The sequence below is a fragment of the Streptomyces sp. NPDC001027 genome (assembly GCF_040299045.1).
In the GTDB taxonomy this organism is placed as follows: domain Bacteria; phylum Actinomycetota; class Actinomycetes; order Streptomycetales; family Streptomycetaceae; genus Streptomyces.
In genome coordinates this window covers 18,357-38,463 of sequence record NZ_JBEPBI010000001.1, presented here as the reverse complement: position 1 = coordinate 38,463, position 20,107 = coordinate 18,357, and the positions used below count along the sequence as shown (strand labels likewise).

General features: G+C 71.5%; 14 protein-coding genes and 1 riboswitch. Of the genes, 9 read left to right on the top strand and 5 right to left on the bottom strand.

All coding sequences use genetic code 11. The features are described 5' to 3' along the window. The first annotated feature begins 446 nt into the window (after nt 1-446). Nucleotides 447-648: riboswitch (cyclic di-AMP (ydaO/yuaA leader) on the top strand. A 4-nt stretch (nt 649-652) separates the two neighbouring features. Continuing rightward, nucleotides 653-1,135, top strand: coding sequence for a transglycosylase SLT domain-containing protein (locus tag ABT300_RS00165; protein WP_351669763.1), 483 nt, complete (start codon nt 653-655; stop codon nt 1,133-1,135). Nucleotides 1,136-1,337: 202 nt separating this feature from the next. On the opposite strand, the gene ABT300_RS00160 is transcribed toward ABT300_RS00165, so the two are convergent. After that, nucleotides 1,338-2,162, bottom strand: coding sequence for an HAD family hydrolase (locus ABT300_RS00160; RefSeq protein WP_351669760.1), 825 nt, complete (start codon nt 2,160-2,162; stop codon nt 1,338-1,340). 399 nt (nt 2,163-2,561) lie between these two features. Between ABT300_RS00160 and fahA the strand changes: the two genes are divergently transcribed. From fahA to ABT300_RS00120, 8 genes are all read left to right on the top strand, one after another. Continuing rightward, nucleotides 2,562-3,773, top strand: a complete 1,212-nt coding sequence (gene fahA / locus ABT300_RS00155) for a fumarylacetoacetase (RefSeq protein WP_351670235.1) — start codon at nt 2,562-2,564, stop codon at nt 3,771-3,773. A gap of 448 nt (nt 3,774-4,221) precedes the next feature. After that, nucleotides 4,222-5,160 carry a M56 family metallopeptidase gene (locus ABT300_RS00150; protein WP_351669757.1) on the top strand — a complete coding sequence of 313 codons (939 nt, stop codon included), beginning with the start codon at nt 4,222-4,224 and terminating at the stop codon, nt 5,158-5,160. Between the two features lie 142 nt (nt 5,161-5,302). Then, nucleotides 5,303-6,091: a GntR family transcriptional regulator gene (locus ABT300_RS00145; protein WP_351669754.1), complete on the top strand. Its 789-nt coding sequence runs from the start codon at nt 5,303-5,305 to the stop codon at nt 6,089-6,091. A gap of 139 nt (nt 6,092-6,230) precedes the next feature. After that, entirely contained in the window at nt 6,231-6,458 is a 228-nt protein-coding gene (locus tag ABT300_RS00140; protein WP_020130156.1) for a 4Fe-4S dicluster domain-containing protein, read from the top strand. A gap of 16 nt (nt 6,459-6,474) precedes the next feature. Then, nucleotides 6,475-7,818, top strand: a complete 1,344-nt coding sequence (locus tag ABT300_RS00135) for an ABC transporter substrate-binding protein (protein ID WP_351669751.1) — start codon at nt 6,475-6,477, stop codon at nt 7,816-7,818. Next, nucleotides 7,815-8,747, top strand: coding sequence for an ABC transporter permease (locus ABT300_RS00130; protein WP_351669748.1), 933 nt, complete (start codon nt 7,815-7,817; stop codon nt 8,745-8,747). Before ABT300_RS00135 ends, ABT300_RS00130 begins: the two co-directional genes overlap by 4 nt. Beyond that, on the top strand, nt 8,731-9,654 hold the full coding sequence (locus tag ABT300_RS00125) for an ABC transporter ATP-binding protein (protein ID WP_351669745.1): 924 nt from the start codon (nt 8,731-8,733) through the stop codon (nt 9,652-9,654). The genes ABT300_RS00130 and ABT300_RS00125 overlap by 17 nt, the downstream gene beginning before the upstream one ends. An 11-nt stretch (nt 9,655-9,665) precedes the next feature. After that, nucleotides 9,666-12,524: a fumarate reductase/succinate dehydrogenase flavoprotein subunit gene (locus tag ABT300_RS00120; RefSeq protein WP_351669742.1), complete on the top strand. Its 2,859-nt coding sequence runs from the start codon at nt 9,666-9,668 to the stop codon at nt 12,522-12,524. Nucleotides 12,525-12,667: 143 nt separating this feature from the next. Here the strand turns inward: ABT300_RS00120 and recQ are convergent, their stop codons facing one another. The 4 genes from recQ to nuoL all read right to left on the bottom strand — a co-directional run bounded on the left by recQ (nt 12,668) and on the right by nuoL (nt 20,099). Next, nucleotides 12,668-14,734, bottom strand: coding sequence for a DNA helicase RecQ (gene recQ, locus ABT300_RS00115; protein ID WP_351670232.1), 2,067 nt, complete (start codon nt 14,732-14,734; stop codon nt 12,668-12,670). A gap of 219 nt (nt 14,735-14,953) precedes the next feature. Further along, complete coding sequence (gene nuoN / locus ABT300_RS00110) at nt 14,954-16,612, bottom strand: NADH-quinone oxidoreductase subunit NuoN (RefSeq protein WP_351669739.1); 1,659 nt, start codon at nt 16,610-16,612, stop codon at nt 14,954-14,956. Continuing rightward, the gene (locus ABT300_RS00105) at nt 16,609-18,180 is read right to left on the bottom strand and encodes an NADH-quinone oxidoreductase subunit M (RefSeq protein WP_351669736.1); all 1,572 of its coding nucleotides are present in this window, start codon (nt 18,178-18,180) and stop codon (nt 16,609-16,611) included. Before ABT300_RS00105 ends, nuoN begins: the two co-directional genes overlap by 4 nt. A gap of 5 nt (nt 18,181-18,185) precedes the next feature. Continuing rightward, a complete protein-coding gene (nuoL, locus tag ABT300_RS00100; protein WP_351669733.1) occupies nt 18,186-20,099 on the bottom strand; it encodes an NADH-quinone oxidoreductase subunit L in 1,914 nt (637 codons plus the stop codon). Between the last annotated feature and the right edge of the window lie 8 nt (nt 20,100-20,107).

Here is a 20,107-nt window from a genome sequence, read left to right as displayed (position 1 = left end):
GAGAGTGACCCCGGCGCGACGCATCCGCGGGACGCGGCCGCCCGGCACAGCCGCCCGACGCAGCCATCCGGCGCGACATCGACCGCGGCCAGGGGCGCCCCACGCGGCCGAGAGCGCCACAGCCGGCGCGACCGACGGCGCGACGGAGACCGCCCCTCCTCTCCCCTGTGCCATAACAAGCCAGTTGAGGCTAATGCCCGATTTACGAGTCTTGCGATCTCGCGTGACATGGCTCACTGACGTCCACGCGGCGACCGACGTCCGCCACCGCTCGATCCGCCGCACCCGCCAAGTGAGTTGACGGTTTGCACCCACAAAGGATCAAGTACCCCATACGGCACAGACCAAGGTCAATAGGGGTCATCTGTGAATCCGGCACTTGTTCCGGACATGTGCTCTCGCATACGTTCCCGGCCTGTCGGGCGGACGCCTAATCCTGCCGCCGCCCGTAACACCCACCGAGAAACGCATGGCAGGAGCGGGGGAACCAGGTAGGTCGCCGCAGCGCATTGCCCTGACGTTCTGGACATCCAGAGCTTTTCAGGCAATCCGTTACGGCTTGGGGTGAAGTCGCGACCGTCAGGACGCGACCGGGCAGCTCCCGCCCGAACCCGACAGCTCACCTCGCAGGCGACGGAGAGGAAAACTCGTCATGTCCGCTGCCGCTCAGCGTTCCACCCGCACGTCCCGCCTCGTCCGCAAGCTCGCCGTCGCCGGCACCGGAGTCGCCGTGCTGGCGCTCCCGCTCATCGGCGCGACCACCGCCTCCGCGGCCACCACGCCGACCGTCGCCACCGCGACCAGCCTCGGCTACTCCGACAACCTCGACGGCTGGATCCGCGCCTCCCTGCAGGTCATGTCGCAGCACGGCATCCCGGGGTCGTACAACGGCATCTACCGCAACGTCATCCGCGAGTCCTCGGGCAACCCCTACGCCATCAACCTCTGGGACTCCAACGCCGCCGCGGGCATCCCGTCCAAGGGCCTGCTGCAGGTCATCGACCCGACCTTCCGCGCCTACCACGTCGAGGGCACCTCCTGGGACTCCTACGACCCGGTGGCGAACATCACCGCCGCCTGCAACTACGCGGCCGCCCGCTACGGCTCGATCGACAACGTCTTCGGCGCCTACTGACGATCCGGCCCGACCGACAGCGGGACCCGACCGGGACCGACGCCCCCGCCGCCGACCGACAGCCGAACGGCTGCCGGTCGGTAGCGGGTCGGTAGGGGGTCGGCAGGGGGTCAGTCGGCGAACGGCTGCCGGTCGACGTCGGGTCGGCTGCGGGTCGGTCGGCCGACGGGGGCTCCGCCGCGCCGTCCGGGCCGGGGCGGACTCACGGAAACAGTCTTTCGAGGACGACGGCCACGCCGTCGTCCTCGTTCGACGTCGTCACCTCGTCGGCCACCGCCTTGAGTTCGGGGTGGGCGTTGGCCATGGCGACGCCGTGCGCCGCCCAGTCGAACATCGGGATGTCGTTGGGCATGTCCCCGAAGGCCACGGTGTCCTCGGGTCGCAGCCCGAGATGTTCCGCGGCCAGCGCCAGCCCCGTCGCCTTGGTGATCCCACAGGGCTGGAGCTCGACCGTGCCGGGACCCGACATGGTGACCGTGGCGAGAGAGCCCACCACCGAGCGGGCCGTCGCCGCCAACTCGTCGTCGGACAGGGCGGGATGGCGCAACAGCACCTTGCTGATCGGCTCGCACCACAGGTCGTCGCGACAGCCCACGCGCAGCGCCGGCAGCGTCGGGTGGGGCATCCGGTAGCCCGGTTCGATGAGCGTCAGCCCGTCGACCCCGTCCTGGTCGACCGCCGCGTACAGCTGCCCGACCTCCGCTTCGATCTTGCCGAGCGCGGTCTCCGCCAGCTCCCGGTCCAAGGTCACCGACCACAGCAGCCGGTCCGCGCCGGCGTCGTACAGCTGCGCGCCCTGTCCGCACACCGCGAGCCCCCTGCTGTGCAGGCGCTCGAGCAGCGGCCGCACCCGGGGCGCGGGCCGTCCCGTCACCACCAGGTGGCGTGCGCCGGCGGCGGCCACCCGCGCGAGTGCGTCGAGCGACCGGTCGGAGAAGGTGTCGTCGCCGCGGAGCAGCGTTCCGTCCAGGTCGGTGGCGATCAGGGAGTACGCGGTGCGCGCGGCATATGCGGTGGGTGCGGCCATGATCAGAGAATACGGATCCCGTACCCCCCGGGTTCGACGCGAAGCGAACCACGGCCAGGTCCTGCCCTGTTCTGCCAACTCTCCTTGCGGGACTGGCCTCGTGCCGTCCCGGGACTGGTCCAATGAAGCGGCTTTCTGACGCATCGCCGGGTGGTGGACGGTCAACGTCCCGCGCACCGGTCGGAGATCGCGTGCCGGATCCCGAACCGCCCGGGGGCAGGCGGCCGGACGGACGGTGTTGCGCGCCGAAACGCCTCGCCGGCCCGTCCCCCATGTCGCTTTCGCCAGGTCAGCCGTAACGTGTGGCCCGGCTCGCCGCACCCGCGCGACATCCGCCCGGTGTCCGGTGAGCACGACATGGCGAGCACCAGAGAGTGCAGGAAAGAGAGGCAGTACCCGATGCCCCCCTTCGACCTTCCCGAGGGCGATCCCTTCGGCCCGCACAACCTCCCGTACGGCGTGTTCTCCCTCTCGGGCTCCACCGGACGGACCGTCGGCGTCCGGCTCGGCGAGCAGGTGCTGGACGCGGGCGCGGCAGCCCGGGCGCTCGGCTCGCCCCACGCGGAGCTGCTGTCGGCGCCGACGCTGAACCCGCTGCTCGCGGCGGGCCGCGTCGTCTGGTCGCAGGTGCGGCATGCGCTCACGGAGTGGGTCACCGACCCCGCTCACCGGCCCACCGTCGAACCGCTGCTGCATCCCCTGTCCGCGGTGTCCCTGCACCTCCCCTTCGAGGTCGCCGACTACGTCGACTTCTACTCCTCCGAACATCACGCGCGAAACGCCGGCGCGATCTTCCGCCCGGACGCCGGCGACACCCTCCTCGCCAACTGGAAGCACCTGCCGATCGGTTACCACGGCCGCGCCGGCACGGTCGTCGTCTCCGGAACGGACGTGGTGCGCCCCTCGGGCCAGCGCAAGGCGCCCTCCGACCCCGCCCCCGTCTTCGGCCCGTCCGTGCGGCTCGACATCGAGGCCGAGGTCGGCTTCGTGGTCGGCGTGCCGTCGAAGCAGGGCGCCCCGGTCGCGCTGTCCGACTACCGCGAGCACGTCTTCGGGCTGTGTCTGCTCAACGACTGGTCCGCCCGTGACATCCAGGCCTGGGAGTACGTGCCCCTCGGCCCCTTCCTCGGCAAGTCGTTCGCCACGTCGGTGTCGGCGTGGATCACCCCGCTGGAAGCTCTGGACGAGGCCCGGACGACTCCCCCGGAGCGGACCCACCCCCTCCTTCCCTACCTGGACGACTCCGACGCCGAACCCGCCGGCTACGACCTGCGCATCTCCGTCGCGGTCAACGGTCACGTCGTCTCCGAGCCGCCCTTCTCCGCCATGTACTGGACGGCCGCCCAGCAACTGGCCCACCTCACGGTGAACGGGGCGTCCCTGCGCACCGGCGACCTGTACGGCTCGGGCACCGTGAGCGGACCGAACCCGGACCAGCTCGGCTCCCTCCTGGAGCTGACCTGGAACGGCCGTGACCCGCTGGAACTCCCCGACGGCAAAAGGGCGTTCCTGGAGGACGGCGATGTGGTGACCCTCTCGGCGTGGGCTCCCGGCCCCGACGGAGTGCGGGTGGGTCTGGGCGAGGTGAGCGGCCGGGTGGTCGCCGGTTGAGACCCCGCTCACACTCCCGGCCCCGGGCTCGATGACGGGCAGCGCGACAGGGGGCGATGGCACGACAGGCCGCGGCACGGCGGGCGATGGGACGCCGAGCCGTGCGAGGACAGGCAGCGCCACGACAGGCGCTTGCACGCCAAGCGGTGCGACGACAGGCAGCGCCGCGACGGGGGATTGCATGCCGGGCAGTGCCGTGTCCGGCGACGGGAGGACGGGCGGTGCGCCGGCCGACATCCGGGTCCGCGCCCGGCCAGGTCGGCCCGCGCCGAATCCGGGCGTCGACTTGGGCTGACTCCCGGGGGAACCGCCGTCATACTGGCGGCGGGCGCGGTCCTTGTACCGGGCCCGCCGCCCGTGGCAGGCCGCAGGTGTGCGCGACGACGGCACACACGTCGCGCCCGTGTGGCGCGCGCCGCCTTCCCGACCAGGATCCGGAGCCCCCGGCATGACCGTCTGCCTGCTCCTGCTGAGCATCGTCGGCCTGACCGCCGCGGTGCCGGCCCCCCGTGCACTGACCCGCGCCGCCTGGCCCGAGCGGGAGCCGGTGGTGGGACTGTGGGTGTGGCAGTGCCTGGTCGCCACCGTCCTGCTGTGCTGCCTGACGGCCCTGGTGCTGGGCGCCGCAGCCGTCTTCCACACCGTCCGCTCGCGGGTCTTCGCACCTGCCCCGGCGTCGGTCACCGAGGCGTACGACCTCTCCGCCGCCCCGCTGTGGGCGACGGCCCTGACCCTGCTGCTGGCCTGCGGGGCCGCGTGGACCACCGCCATGCTGGCCCGTGAACTCGTCGAGGCGCGCCGACGCCGTGACCGGGCGCGGGCCCACCTGCGCGAACGCGCCCCCGACCTGCCCGCGGGACTGCCGCCCGCCCGGGGCCCGCTGCTCGTGCTGGAGGACGAATACCCCGACGCCTGGTGGATGCCCGGCAACCCTCCCCAGTTGATCGTGACCACCGGGGCCCTGCACCGCCTCACCTCCCACCAGCTGGACGCCGTCCTCACCCATGAGCGTGGCCATGCCCGCGCCCACCACGACTGGCTGCTGCACCTGTCCACGGCCCTCGCCACCGGTTTCCCCCGCATTCCGCTCTTCTCCCATTTCTGCGACCAGACGCACCGCCTGGTCGAACTCGCCGCCGACGACACGGCGTCACGCCGCTGCGGGCACCTGACCACGGCGCTGGCCCTGATCGAGCTGAACCAACACCGCGGCGTCCTGTCCTGCGCGTCCAGTCACCGCCTGCTGGGCGAGCGCGTCGACCGCCTCCTCGAGCCGCCGCCACGCCTGCTGCGCCGACACCGGGCGCTGACGACGACCGTCGCCACGCTGGTGCCGCTGCTGCCGCTGCTGATCACCTTCGCCCCGGGGCTGACGGCGCTGTCCTGATCCGGCGGATCTCCCCCAGAACTGGCGGATCTGCCTCGACGAACGGCTGTTTCCCCAGGTCAACGTCGTGTCTGACGGTGCCGCAGATGGCGCAACATTCCGGCAACACTGCTTTTCCTAGTGGGTCGGTATGGTTCAAAACATGCCAGCCACCGACCGCATCCGAGACCACGCCGGCCAGGGCGCGACCACCGTCGCCGCCCACCGTGCGCGGCGTCGGCTGCGCGCGGACCAGGCCCGTCAGCTGGCCGATCTTCTCCGTCGCCAACTGCTCGGCGGCGATTTCCCGGCCGGCACGCTCCCCCACGAGGCGACCCTCGCCGCCGATTACCGCGCCTCCCGCAACACCGTCCGCGAGGCCCTCGACCTCCTGCGGGCCGAAGGCCTGGTGGAACGCCTGCCCGGCGTCGGCACGATCGTGGTGGCGCAGAAGTACCCCCATGGACTGGACCGTCTGATGGGGCTCGCGGAGACCCTGCACGAACACGGCCACGTCACGAACGAGGTCCGCACGATGGGTCCCGTAGCCGCACCCGCGCCGGTGGCCGACCGCCTCCGCGTGCCGTCCGGCTCCGACGTCCTCTACATCGAACGTCTGCGCCGCCTGGGCGGCGTGCCCCTCTCCCTCGATCTCACCTACGTGCCGATCGACATCGGCGTCGATCTGCTGGGCGCCGATCTGGAGAACACCGACGTCTTCCGTCTCCTCGAGGCTCTCACCGGGCAGCGCCTCGGCCACGCCGAGATCACCCTGGAGGCGGTGAACGCGGACGCCCATTCCGCCGCCGTGCTGGAGGCTCCGCGCGGGGCGGCCGTCCTGATGCTCGAACGCCTCACGCATCTCGCCGACGGACGCCCGGTGGACCTCGAGTTCATCCGCTTCCGCGGCGACCGCATCTCGATGAGCGGCCGACTGCACCGCTCGCTGTGACCTTCCATCTCCCGCCGCCCTCCTCCAGCCTTTCCGCCCCGCTTCCCCGCTCTCACCCCTTCATCGTTCGGCAAGGCCCCATCGGTTCGCTGCCGCGCGGGATTTCTCAGAATTTCTCGGGACTTTTTCGGAGACAGCCATGACCCTGGCGCCCCAGCGGGCCGACGTGCCCGTGACCATCGACGAGTCGAAGTGCATCGACGGCTGCACCCTCTGTGTGGACATGTGCCCGTTGGACTCCCTCGCCATCGACGAGAGCAACGGCAAGGCCTACATGCACGTCGACGAGTGCTGGTACTGCGGCCCCTGCGCGGCCCGCTGTCCCACCGGAGCCGTCACGGTCAACATGCCCTACCTGCTCCGGTGAAAGGCCCGCATCCCCGATGAGAACCAAAGCAGCCGCCGCGACCGCCGCCCTCCTGCTGTTCCCGCTCGCCGGGTGCGGCAGCGCCGAGGCCGGCAGCGGCTCCACGGTCACCGTCACCGTCGGTTACCAGTCCAAGACCATCAACACGGTCACCGCGGGCACCCTCCTGCGTTCCCTCGGCTACTTCGAGAAGGAACTGAACGCGCTCGGCGACGGCAAGACCTACAAGGTGGACTGGCAGGACTACGCCACCGGCGCTCCCATCACCGCGCAGATGACCGCCGGGAAGATCGACATCGGCTCGATGGGCGACTTCCCGCTCCTCATCAACGCGGCCCGCGGCAAGCAGCTGAACCAGCCCACCCACCTGGTGTCGATCACCGGATACAACCTCCGCGGCGGCCTCAACACCATCGTCACCGCGCCCGACTCCCAGCTCGCCTCGCTCCAGGACCTGAAGGGCAAGAAGGTCTCCACCAGTGTGGGCTCCGCCGCGGACGGCACCCTCGTGCGCGCGCTCCAGCGGGCCGGCATCGACCCGGACAAGGGCATCGAGAAGCTCAACCAGCAGCCTGCCGTGGGCGCTTCGGCGCTCTCCGCGGGCAGCGCCGACGCCCTCTCTCAGTTCGTCGCCTGGCCCGGCCTGCTCGCCTACCAGGGCAAGGCCAAGGCCCTCTACGACGGCGCCCAGCTGAACCTGGCCACGTTCCACGGCGTCACCGTCCGCGAGAGGTTCGCCAAGGAGCGCCCCGGGGTGCTGGAGGCGTTCCTCAAGGCGCAGTCCGAGGCCACCGCCTATCTGAACGACCACCCCGTGGCCGCCGCAGAGAGCGTCGCCAAGGCCACCAAGCTGCCTGCCGAGGTCGTCTACCTCTACAACGGCGCCCACGGCATCTCCACGTTCGACCCGGCCGTCAAGCCGCAGCTGATCTCCGCCCTCAAGGAGGACGTGTCGATCCTCAAGGGGGCGAAGCTGACCGGCGACGTCGACGTGGACTCCTTCGTCGACGACGGGTACGTCAAGAAGGCGCTCGGCTCGTCCTACGCCCGGCAACTCGCCGCCGCTCCCCCGCCCGCCGCGAGCGAGATCTGGCCCAAGGGCGACGCCACGAAGACCCTCGCCTTCAAGACGCCCGCCGAGCTGCTGACGTACGTCGCCGGGCACAAGGACGAGATCCGCGCCGCCTACGTGCCCGACGCCACCACCGGCACCCTGTGGTTCGCCGACAAGGCGGTCTGGGTGGCCGACGGCACGACCCTCCTGCCCTTCGTCACCCCGGCCACCGCGCAGGCGTATGTCGCCGGACACGGCGGCGCCCGCGTCGTCACCTATGCCGACGCCCTGGGGCGGGCGTCATGACCCGGTATGCGCTGCGAGTCGCCTCGGTGGCCGGCGCCCTCGGCGTCTGGCAACTGCTGACCAGCCTGAACGTCGACCTGTGGCTGCGGTTCTCGCAGTTCCCGACCGTCGCCGACGTGGCCCGGGCCTTCGCAGACCGCATGGCCGGCGACGACTACTGGACCGATCTCACCGACAGCCTCACCCGCATCCTCAGCGGCTTCCTGCTGGCCGCCGTCGTGGGCGTGGCCACGGGCGTGCTCGTGGCGCGCTCGCGGCTGGCCGAGGACCTGCTCGGACCGGTCCTCGAGGTGGTGCGGCCGATCCCCGCGATCGCCCTCGTGCCCGTCTCGATCCTCCTCTTCCCCTCCAACGAACAGGGCATCGTCTTCATCACCTTCACCGCCGCCTTCTTCCCCGTCATGGTCTCCACCCGGCACGCGGTCCGCGCGCTGAGCCCCGGCTGGGAGGAAGCGGTGCGCACCATGGGCGGCGGCAGGTGGCGGATCCTCGGCTCGGTCGTCCTTCCGGGCGCGCTGCCCGGCATCTTCGGCGGGCTCTCGGTCGGCATCGGCGTGTCGTGGATCTGTGTGATCTCCGCCGAGATGATCTCCGGTCAGTACGGCGTCGGATACCGGACCTGGCAGGACTACACGGTCGTGGACTACCCCGGCGTCTTCGTCGGCATGGTCACGATCGGCGTGCTCGGCTGGGCCACCTCCACGGCCGTGGAACTCCTCGGTCGCCGACTGACGCGCTGGCTGCCGCGCACGTCGTACGTCCCCGCGGGCCGGCCGCGTCCACGGCGCCCCGGGACGCCCGCACCGGCGCCGGCGCCGGCCTCGTCCGCCTCCGCCGCGTCCCTCTCCGACTCTTCGGGCGGCGCCGCCCACGACGCCGTCCGCACCGGACCCGAGCCCGAGGGGACGCGCCATGAGCACCTCGTCTGACACCCGCCAGACCACCGGCCCCGCGACCGGGACGGCCGCCGACGCCACGCGCACCTCCGCCCCCACCTCCTCCGCCGCGGAACCCGCCGTCTCCGCCGAAGCCGCCGGCACGGCGACGGGCGGCGGGCGGACGAGCGGGACGCAGGCGGACGGCACGGCGACGGGCCCACCCGCACGGGGCACCCGGCTCACCCTCCGGGCGGCCGCTCTGGGCCGCCCGGACGCCGCCGCCCTGGCCGACGTCGACCTGGACGTCCCCCCGGGCGAGATCCTCACCGTCGTCGGCCCTTCGGGCTGCGGCAAGTCGACTCTGCTGCGCACGTTCGCCGGGCTGCTGCCGGTGCTGGGCGGCGCCGTGGAGCAGGACGGCCTGCCGATCGGCGGACCCGCGGCGGACCGAGCGCTGGTCTTCCAGGAGGACGCCCTGCTGCCCTGGCGCACCCTGCAGGCCAACGTCGAACTGCCCCTCGCCATCCAGGGCCTTCGGCGCGCGGAACGCAGGAAGAAGGCCGCCGGATGGCTCGAGCGGGTCGGACTCGCCGACCGCGCACGGCAGTTGCCGCACCGCGTCTCCGGAGGACAGCGCCAGCGGGCGCAGCTGGCCCGCGCCCTCGCCACGGGCCCGCGCGCCGTCCTCATGGACGAGCCGTTCGGCGCCCTCGACGCCCAGACCCGCGCCGGCATGCAGGACCTGCTCGTGGAGGTGCTGCACGGGACCGGGGCGACCGTCGTCTTCGTCACGCACGACGTGGACGAGGCCCTGTTCCTCGGCGACCGCGTGGCCCTGCTCGGCGCGGGCCGCCTCGTCGCCGTACGGGACGTGCCCCGCCCCCGCGACCGCACCGCCCACGACGACCCCGCGCGCGCGGCCCTGCGGCGCGACGTCCTGACCTCCCTGAGCACCTGAAAGGCACCCCGGTGGACACCCCCCTGCAGATCCCCGCGCTCACCGACGCCGAAGAACTGACCTGCGACGTCCTCGTCATCGGCGGCGGCACCGCAGGCACCATGGCCGCCCTGACCGCCGCCGAGCGCGGCGCGGACGTGCTGCTCCTGGAGAAGGCCCACGTCCGCCACTCGGGCGCGCTCGCCATGGGCATGGACGGCGTGAACAACGCCGTCATCCCCGGCCGCGCCGAGCCGGACGACTACGTCGCCGAGATCACCCGCGCCAACGACGGCATCGTCGACCAGTCCACCGTCCGGCAGACCGCCACCCGCGGCTTCGCCATGGTGCAGCGCCTGGAGTCGTACGGCGTGAAGTTCGAGAAGGACGAGCACGGCGACTACGCGGTCCGCCAGGTCCACCGCTCCGGCTCCTACGTACTGCCCATGCCGGAGGGCAAGGACGTCAAGAAGGTCCTGTACCGGCAGCTGCGGCGACGCGAGATGCGGGAGCGGATCCGCATCGAGAACCGGGTGATGCCGGTACGCGTGCTGACGGCACCCGACGACGGGCGGGCCATCGGCGCGGTCGGCTTCAACACCCGCACGGGGCAGTTCGTCACCGTCCGCGCGGGCGGCGTCATCCTCGCCACCGGCGCGTGCGGCCGCCTCGGCCTGCCCGCCTCCGGCTACCTGTACGGCACCTACGAGAACCCCACCAACGCGGGCGACGGCTACGCGATGGCCTATCACGCGGGCGCCGAGCTGACCGGCATCGAGTGCTTCCAGATCAACCCGCTCATCAAGGACTACAACGGCCCTGCCTGCGCCTACGTCGCGAACCCCTTCGGCGGCTACCAGGTCAACAGGCACGGCGAGCGGTTCGTCGACTCCGACTACTGGTCGGGGCAGATGATGGCCGAGTTCGCGGCGGAGGTCGCCAGCGACCGCGGCCCCGTCTACCTGAAGCTCAGCCACCTGCCCGAGGAGTCGATCACCTCCCTGGAGTCGATCCTGCACTCCACCGAGCGCCCTTCCCGCGGCACCTTCCACTCCGGCCGCGGCCACGACTACCGCACCCACGACATCGAGATGCACATCTCGGAGATCGGCCTGTGCGGCGGCCATTCCGCGTCGGGCGTCCGGGTGGACGAGCACGCCCGCACCACCGTGCCCCGGCTGTACGCGGCGGGCGACCTCGCCTGCGTCCCGCACAACTACATGATCGGCGCATTCGTCTTCGGCGACCTGGCCGGCTCGGACGCCGCCCAGTACCGGGCGTACGACGGCGAGCTGCCCGCCGATCAGCTGCGCCAGGCGCACGAGTTGATCTACCGCCCGCTGCGCAACCCGCAGGGCCCGCCGCAGCCCCAGGTCGAGTACAAGCTGCGCCGTTTCGTGAACGACTACGTCGCCCCGCCGAAGTCGGGCGCGCGACTGTCGCTCGCCCTGGAGTCCTTCGAGCGGATGCGCGACGACATCGCCGAGATGGGCGCCCGTACCGCCCACGAGCTGATGCGCTGCGCCGAGGTCACCTTCATCCGCGACTGCGCGGAGATGGCCGCGCGCGCCTCGCTGGCCCGCACGGAGTCCCGCTGGGGCCTCTACCACGACCGTCTCGACCATCCTCATCGTGACGACTCCTCCTGGTTCCACCACCTGGATCTGCACAAGTCCCCTTCCGGCGCCATGGAGTTCACGGCCCGGCCCGTGGCTCCGTATCTCGTGCCGATCGAGGAGTTCACCCCCGTCGGCGGCCCGTCGCGGCACATCGGCGAGGTCCATGCCGAGAACGTGGCGACGGCCGGTTCACGGGACGTGGCCCCGGTCGCCGCTGGGGTCGACGCCTTCGCCGCGCGGACGGACGCCCCCGCGCCCGCCGGGCCCGAGCCCGCCCTCGACCACGCCTCCTCCCTCCGGTCGTCATCCCGTCTGCTCGAACTCGTCGCCCTCGCCGAGGAGGAGCCCGAACTCGACGCCCTGCTGCCCTACTTGTCCGACGCCGCGCCCGCCGTCCGGCGCGAGGCCGTCGCCGTCCTCACCGAGACCCTCCCTTCGGGCACCGGGCCCGCGCTGGCCGAGGCGCTGCGCGACCCCGCCGCCGCGGTACGCTCCGCGGCCGCGGCCTCCCTCCGAGAGCTCGTCGAGACCCTGCCCGCGGAGCCCGCCCTTCGGGACGGCCTCGCCGCCGCGCTGGCCGAGTCCGACCCCGTCGTCCGTGCGGCGGCGCTGGACGTGCTGCGCGCCCTGCGTCTCGGGGACGCGGCCCTGTTCGCCGACGCCCTCACCGACGCGGACATCGCCGTCCGGATCGAGGCCGTCCGTGCCCTGGTCTCCGTCGACGCCGCCGACGAACTGGCCCGCGCGGCGACCGCCGACCCCTCCCGCGAGGTCCGCGTCACGATCGCCAAGTCCCTCGCCACCGTGGCTGCCGGACGCCTCAGCGACGACACGCCGACGGGACCCGGCGTCGGCCACGGCGCCGGCGCGGATACGGGTGCCGGCACGGGCGTGGATCTCGCGCCGGACGCCGTGCATGCGGCGCTCGTCCGGCTGGTCGACGACCCCGACGCCCTGGTCCGTGCCGCCGCCTATGGGGCGCTGGGCACGACCGGCTGCCCGGCGCCGCTCGTCGCCCGAGCCGTGCAGGCCCTGGCGGACCCGGCCTGGCAGGTCCGCGCCGGCGCCGCCACCGCGCTGTCGGTGACCCACCCGGACACGGCCGTGCCCGTCCTCGCCAAGGCCCTGGCGGATCCGAACGCGGACGTCCGCAAGGCCGCCGTCCTGGCCCTGACCCGCCTGCGCGCCTCCGAGGCCGCCCGCGCCGCCCTCGCCACGGCGACGACCGACTCGGACGCCGACGTCAGGGCCTACGCGGGCCGCGCCCTCTGAGGAACATGCCCGCGGCGGTGACCGCGGGCCGGGCACGCCGAGGACCAACGCGGCACAGGCGACGCCTCCGGCTCAGGCTCGTCCGGCTCCGATTCGTCCGGCTCCGATTGGTCCGGCTGGCCTCCTGCTTCGGCCTCGGTTGCCTATATCCAGTCCTCGGGCGCGGGCTCTTCGTCCACGTCGGGCCAGAGATCCGCGGCGCCCGCGTTCGGGTCGGTGGGTGCAGCGGCCGCGGCGCCGCGCCCACCAGCCCCGACGTCGGCAGCCGGGCCCTCGGCGCTGCCGGCGGCCGCGCTGCCGACCGGGGGCCCGCCCAATGAGGCCAGGACCGCGACCACGCCCTCTCCGTACGTCACCAGCTTCTTCTCGCCGACCCCGCTGATCCCGCCGAGCTCCCGCACCGATGTCGGCCACACCGTGGCGATCTCCCGAAGCGTGGCGTCGTGGAAGATGACATACGCCGGAACGCCCTGCTCACGGGCCTGTTCCGCGCGCCAGGCGCGCAACGCCTCGAACGCGGGCTGCAGCTCCTCGGGCAGCTCGGCCGCGGCCGCCTTGGCCCCCTTGCGGCCGGACGAGGACCCGCCCGACGCCTTGGACGACGTGGCCGGCTTCTTCGGCTCCTTGCGCAGCGGTACGTCCCGCTCGCGACGCAGCACCGCCCCGCTGGCCTCGGTCAGCACGAGGGTGCCGTACTCGCCCTCGACCGCCAGCAGCCCCTGCGCCAGCAGCTGACGGACGACCCCTCGCCACTCGCCCTCGGTGAGATCCTCGCCGATGCCGAACACCGACAGCTGGTCGTGGTCGAACTGGATCACCTTGGCTGTGCGCTTGCCCATCAGGATGTCCACGATCTGCACGGCGCCGAACTTCTGGCCGCGCTCGCGCTGCAAACGCACCACCGTGGACAGGACCTTCTGGGCCGCGACCGTGCCGTCCCACGTCTGCGGCGGGGTGAGGCAGGTGTCGCAGTTGCCGCAGCCCGCCGCGTCCGGCTCCTGGCCGAAGTAGGCGAGGAGCTGTCCACGGCGGCACTGGGCGGTCTCGCACAGTGCCAGCATCGAGTCCAGATGGGCGCCGGCCCGCCGCCGGAAGGCCTCGTCGCCCTCACCGGACTGGATGAGCTTGCGCTGCTGGATGACGTCGTTGAGGCCGTACGCCATCCATGCCGTGGACGGCAGCCCGTCGCGGCCGCCGCGCCCGGTCTCCTGGTAGTAGCCCTCGATCGACTTCGGCAGGTCGAGGTGGGCGACGAACCGCACGTCCGGCTTGTCGATGCCCATGCCGAAGGCGATGGTCGCGCAGACCACCAGGCCGTCCTCGCGCAGGAACCGGGACTGGTGGGCCGCGCGCGTCCCCGCGTCCAGACCGGCGTGATAGGGGACCGCCTCGATGCCGTTGCGGGAGAGGAACTCGGCCGTCTTCTCCACGGAGTTGCGCGAGAGGCAGTACACGATGCCCGCGTCGCCCGCGTGTTCCTCCCGCAGGAAGTTCAGCAACTGCTTCTTGGGGTCGGACTTCGGCACGATCCGGTACTGGATGTTGGGCCGGTCGAAGCTCGCCACGAAGTGCCGGGCCGACGGCATGTTGAGCCGCTGGGTGATCTCGTCGTGGGTGGCGCGTGTCGCCGTGGCCGTGAGGGCGACCCGCGGGACGTCGGGCCAGCGCTCGCCGAGCACGGCGAGGGTGAGGTAGTCGGGGCGGAAGTCGTGGCCCCACTGGGACACGCAGTGCGCCTCGTCGATCGCGAACACCGCGATCTTGCCGCGCGAGAGCAGCTCCTGGGTCGACTCCAGGCGCAGCCGCTCCGGCGCGAGGTACAGCAGGTCCAGCTCGCCGGCCAGGAACTCGGCCTCGACCACGCGCCGCTCGTCGAAGTCCTGGGTGGAGTTGACGAACCCGGCGCGCACGCCGAGCGCCCGCAGCGCGTCCACCTGGTCCTGCATCAGCGCGATCAGCGGGGAGACGACGATTCCCGTGCCGGGTCTGACCAGGGCGGGGATCTGGTAGCAGAGCGACTTGCCGCCGCCGGTCGGCATGAGGACCACCGCGTCCCCGCCGGCCACCACGTGCTCGATGACCTCTTCCTGCGCGCCGCGGAAGGCCTCGTATCCGAAGATCCGGTGCAGCGTGGCCAATGCCTCGCTGTCGGTCCGCTCCGGTGTCCCGGTGGTCCCTGTCATCTCGCTGATCCCGCCCGTCGCGCCCATCGTCTGGTCCCCCGTACGTCGCCCTTCGACCACTGCCTCCACGATAGGGGTCCGCACCGACACCGCCGGAGTTATCCACAGACCCGATCCGGTGACCCGGCGTGACGCCGCCGGTTCTCGGGCCGGCTCGCTCACCCGGGCGACGACGATGGGCCCGGCTCCCCTGGGGAGACCGGGCCCATCGTGTCGGCGGGCGCACACCGGCGCGGCCTCGCCGGTTCAGCGCACGAACACTCCTGCCTGGTTCGCCAGGTCCAGGAAGTACTGCGGCGCCACACCGAGCACGAGCGTGACCGCCACGCCCACGCCGATGGCCGTCATCGTCAGCGGTGAGGGGACGGCGACGGTCGGGCCCTCGGGACGCGGCTCGCTGAAGAACATCAGCACGATCACCCGGATGTAGAAGAAGGCGGCGATCGCGGACGAGATCACGCCGACCACGACCAGCGGCGCCGCGCCGCCCTCCGCCGCCGCCTTGAACACGGCGAACTTACCGGCGAAGCCGGAGGTCAGCGGGATGCCCGCGAAGGCCAGCAGGAACACCGCGAACACGGCCGCCACCAGCGGGGACCGTCGGCCGAGCCCGGCCCACTTGGACAGGTGCGTCGCCTCACCGCCGGCGTCGCGCACCAGCGTGACCACGGCGAACGCGCCGATCGTCACGAACGAGTACGCGGCCAGGTAGAAGAGGACGGACGAGACGCCGTCGGGCGTGGTCGCGATGACGCCGGCGAGGATGAAGCCGGCGTGCGCGATCGAGGAGTACGCCAGCAGCCGCTTGATGTCGGTCTGTGTGATCGCCACGATGGCGCCGCCCAGCATGGTGACGATCGCGACGCCCCACATCACCGGCCGCCAGTCCCAGCGCAGGCCGGGCAGGACGACGTAGAGCAGGCGGAGCAGCGCGCCGAACGCGGCCACCTTGGTCGCTGCGGCCATGAAGCCGGTGACGGGGGTGGGCGCGCCCTGGTAGACGTCGGGCGTCCACATGTGGAAGGGCACCGCGCCGACCTTGAACAGCAGACCCATGACGATCATCGCGACGCCGATGAGCAGCAGCGCGTCGTTGCCCATGGTGTCGGCGAGCGCCGGGTTCACGTTCTGCACCGTCCCGTCGACGACCTGCGCGATCGTCGCGTACGACACCGATCCCGCGTACCCGTACAGGAGGGCGATGCCGAAGAGGGTGAAGGCGGAGGCGAACGCCCCGAGGAGGAAGTACTTGACCGCGGCCTCCTGCGACATGAGCCGCTTGCGGCGGGCCACGGCGCACAGGAGGTACAGCGGCAACGAGAAGACTTCCAGGGCGATGAAGAGCGTCAGCAGGTCGTTGGCCGACGGGAAGACGAGCATGCCGGCGACCGCGAACAGCAGCAGCGGGAAGACCTCGGTGGTCGTGAAGCCGGCCTTGACGGCGGCCTTCTCGCTGTCGCTGCCGGGTACGGAGGCCGCCTGGGCGGCGAAGGAGTCGACCCGGTTGCCGTGCGCCGCGGGGTCGAGGCGCCGTTCGGCGAAGGTGAACGCGCCGACCAGCGCGGCCAGCAGGATCGTGCCCTGCAGGAAGAGGGCGGGTCCGTCGACGGCGATCGCGCCCATGGCCGCGATGCGCGCCTTCGTGGTGCCGTAGCCGCCCGCCGCCAGCGCGATGACGGCGGCGAACGCGGCGACCAGCGCCACGACGGACACGAACAGCTGTGCGTAGTAGCGGTGCTTGCGCGGCACGAACGCCTCGACCAGCACCCCGATGATCGCCGCGCCCACGACGATCAAGGTGGGCGACAGTTGCCCGTACTCGATCTTCGGCGTGTCGATCTTCGAGATCGGTTCGGTCGCGGCTGCCGCCGTTGTCCACAGGCTGTGGACGGCTGATGCGCTCACTTGGCCGCCTCCACCTCGGGCCGGGGGTCCTTCTTGTGCACGTCGGACAAGGTCTGCTTGACCGCCGGGTTCACGATGTCCGTGACGGGCTTGGGATAGACGCCCAGGAAGATCAGCAACACGATCAGCGGGGCGACGACGGCGAGCTCACGCGCGCGCAGGTCCGGCATCGCGGAGACCTCGGGCTTGACCGGCCCTGTCATCGTCCGCTGGTAGAGGACCAGCGTGTAGAGGGCGGCGAGGACGATGCCGAAGGTGGCGATGATGCCGACGGCCGGGTAGCGCGCGAACGTGCCCACCAGCACGAGGAACTCGCTCACGAAGGGCGCGAGCCCCGGCAGCGACAGCGTCGCCAGACCGCCGATCAGGAACGTGCCGGCCAGCACCGGGGCGACCTTCTGCACACCGCCGTAGTCGGCGATGAGCCGCGAACCGCGCCGCGAGATCAGGAATCCGGCGACCAGCATCAGGGCGGCCGTCGAGATGCCGTGGTTGACCATGTAGAGCGTGGCGCCGGACTGACCCTGGCTGGTCATCGCGAAGATGCCCAGGATGATGAACCCGAAGTGCGAGATCGACGCGTACGCCACCAGGCGCTTGATGTCCCGCTGGCCGACGGCGAGCAGCGCCCCGTAGATGATGCTGATCAGCGCCAGGACGAGGATCGCGGGCGTCGCCCACTTGCTGGCCTCCGGGAAGAGCTGGAGGCAGAACCGGAGCATCGCGAAGGTGCCCACCTTGTCGACCACCGCCGTGATCAGCACCGCGACGGGGGCGGTGGCCTCGCCCATGGCGTTGGGCAGCCAGGTGTGCAGCGGCCACAGCGGGGCCTTCACCGCGAAGGCGAAGAAGAAGCCGAGGAACAGCCAGCGTTCGGTGTTCGTCGCCATGTCGAGTGTGCCGTTGGCGCGGGCCGCGGCGATCTCCGTGAGCGAGAAGTTCCCGGCGACCACGTAGAGGCCGATCACCGCGGCCAGCATGATCAGACCGCCGACCAGGTTGTACAGGAGGAACTTGACCGCCGCGTACGACCGTTGGGTGGCCGCCGTCTCCTCGCCGTGCGCGTGGGCACGGTCCCCGAAGCCGCCGATGAGGAAGTACATCGGGATGAGCATGGCTTCGAAGAAGATGTAGAAGAGGAAGACGTCGGTGGCCTCGAAGGAGATGATCACCATCGCCTCGACGGCCAGGATCAGGGCGAAGAAGCCCTGCGTGGGCCGCCAGCGCTTGCTGCCGGTCTCCAGCGGGTCGGCGTCGTGCCAGCCCGCGAGGATGATGAACGGGATCAGCAGCGCGGTCAACGCCACGAGGGCGACCCCGATGCCGTCCACGCCGAGTTCGTACCGGACGCCGAAGTCGGCGATCCACGAGTGGGATTCGGTCAGCTGGTAGCGGGCGCCGTCCGGGTCGAAGCGGACCAGGACGACGATCGCGAGGACGAGTGTGGCGACGGAGAACAGCAACGCCAGCGCTTTGGCGGCGTTGCGCCGGGCGGCCGGCACGGCGGCCGTGGCCACCGCCCCGATCGCCGGGAGCGCCGCCGTCGCTGTCAGCAGAGGAAAGGACATCGGTATCAGACCGCCCTCATCAGCAGGGTGGCGGCGATGAGGACCACCGCACCGCCGAACATCGAGACCGCGTACGACCGCGCGAAGCCGTTCTGCAGTCGGCGCAGTCGCCCGGAGAGGCCGCCGACCGAGGCCGCCGTGCCGTTGACGACTCCGTCGACCAGGGTGTGATCGACGTAGACCAGGGAGCGCGTGAGGTGCTCGCCGCCGCGGACCAGCACGACGTGGTTGAAGTCGTCCTGGAACAGGTCCCGTCGGGCGGCCCGGGTGAGCAGCGATCCGCGCGGGGCGACGACCGGGACGGGGCGGCGGCCGTACTGGGCGTAGGCGATGGCCACGCCGATCACCAGCACCACCATCGTGGCGAGGGTGACGGTGAGGGCGCTGACCGGCGAGTCGCCGTGGGAGTGGCCCGTGACGGGCTCCAGCCAGTGCAGGAAGCGGTCGCCGATGCTGAAGAACCCGCCGGCGAACACCGATCCGAACGCCAGCACGATCATGGGGATCGTCATGGACCTCGGGGACTCGTGCGGGTGCGGCTCGTGGCCGTCCGCGTCAGGCTGCCAGCGCTTCTCCCCGAAGAACGTCATCAGCATCACGCGCGTCATGTAGTACGCGGTGATGGCCGCGCCGAGCAGGGCGCACCCGCCGAGGATCCAGCCCTCGGCGCCGCCCTTGGCGAACGCCGCCTCGATGATCTTGTCCTTGGAGAAGAACCCGGACAGCCCCGGGAAGCCGATGATCGCCAGGTAACCGAGACCGAAGGTGACGAAGGTGACCGGCATGTACGTGCGCAGACCGCCGTACTTGCGCATGTCGACCTCGTCGTTCATGCCGTGCATGACCGAGCCGGCGCCGAGGAACAGCCCGGCCTTGAAGAAGCCGTGCGTCACCAGGTGCATGATCGCGAACACGTAGCCGATGGGACCGAGGCCCGCGGCCAGCACCATGTAGCCGATCTGGGACATGGTCGAACCGGCCAGCGCCTTCTTGATGTCGTCCTTCGCGCAACCGACGATCGCACCGAACAGGAGCGTGACGGCGCCGACGACGGTGACGACGAGCTGCGCGTCGGGCGCGCCGTTGAAGACGGCGGCCGACCGGACGATCAGGTAGACGCCCGCGGTCACCATGGTGGCGGCGTGGATGAGGGCCGAGACGGGGGTCGGGCCCTCCATCGCGTCCCCGAGCCAGGACTGCAGCGGCACCTGGGCGGACTTGCCGCAGGCGGCGAGCAGGAGCATCAGGGCGATGGCCGTGAGCCTGCCCTCCGACGCGTCGCCGGCGATGCCGGGCTCGCCCTCCGAACCGAGCAGCGGGCCGAAGGCGAACGTCCCGAAGGTGGTGAACATCAGCATGATGGCGATGGACAGACCCATGTCGCCGACCCGGTTGACCAGGAACGCCTTCTTCGCGGCGGTCGCGGCGCTGGGCTTGTGCTGCCAGAAGCCGATGAGCAGGTAGGACGCGAGACCGACGCCCTCCCAGCCGACGTACAGCAGCAGGTAGTTGTCGGCGAGGACGAGCAGCAGCATCGCCGCGAGGAACAGGTTCAGGTAGCCGAAGAAGCGGCGCCGCCGCTCGTCGTGCTCCATGTACCCGATCGAGTACAGGTGGATCAGCGAGCCGACGCCCGTGATCAGCAGCACGAACGTCATCGACAACTGGTCGAGGCGGAAGGCGACGTCCGCCTGGAATCCCTCGACCGGGATCCAGCTGTACAGGTGCTGTGTCAGCGTGCGGTCTTCGGCGCTCCTGCTCAGCAGGTCGCTGAAGAGGACCACGCCGATCACGAAGGAGACGGCCGCGAGCAGCGTGCCGATCCAGTGGCCGACGGCGTCGAGCCGGCGACCGCCGACCAGCAGGACGGCCGCTCCGAGCAGGGGCGCCGCGATCAGCAGCGCAATCAGGTTGTCCACGATTCTTC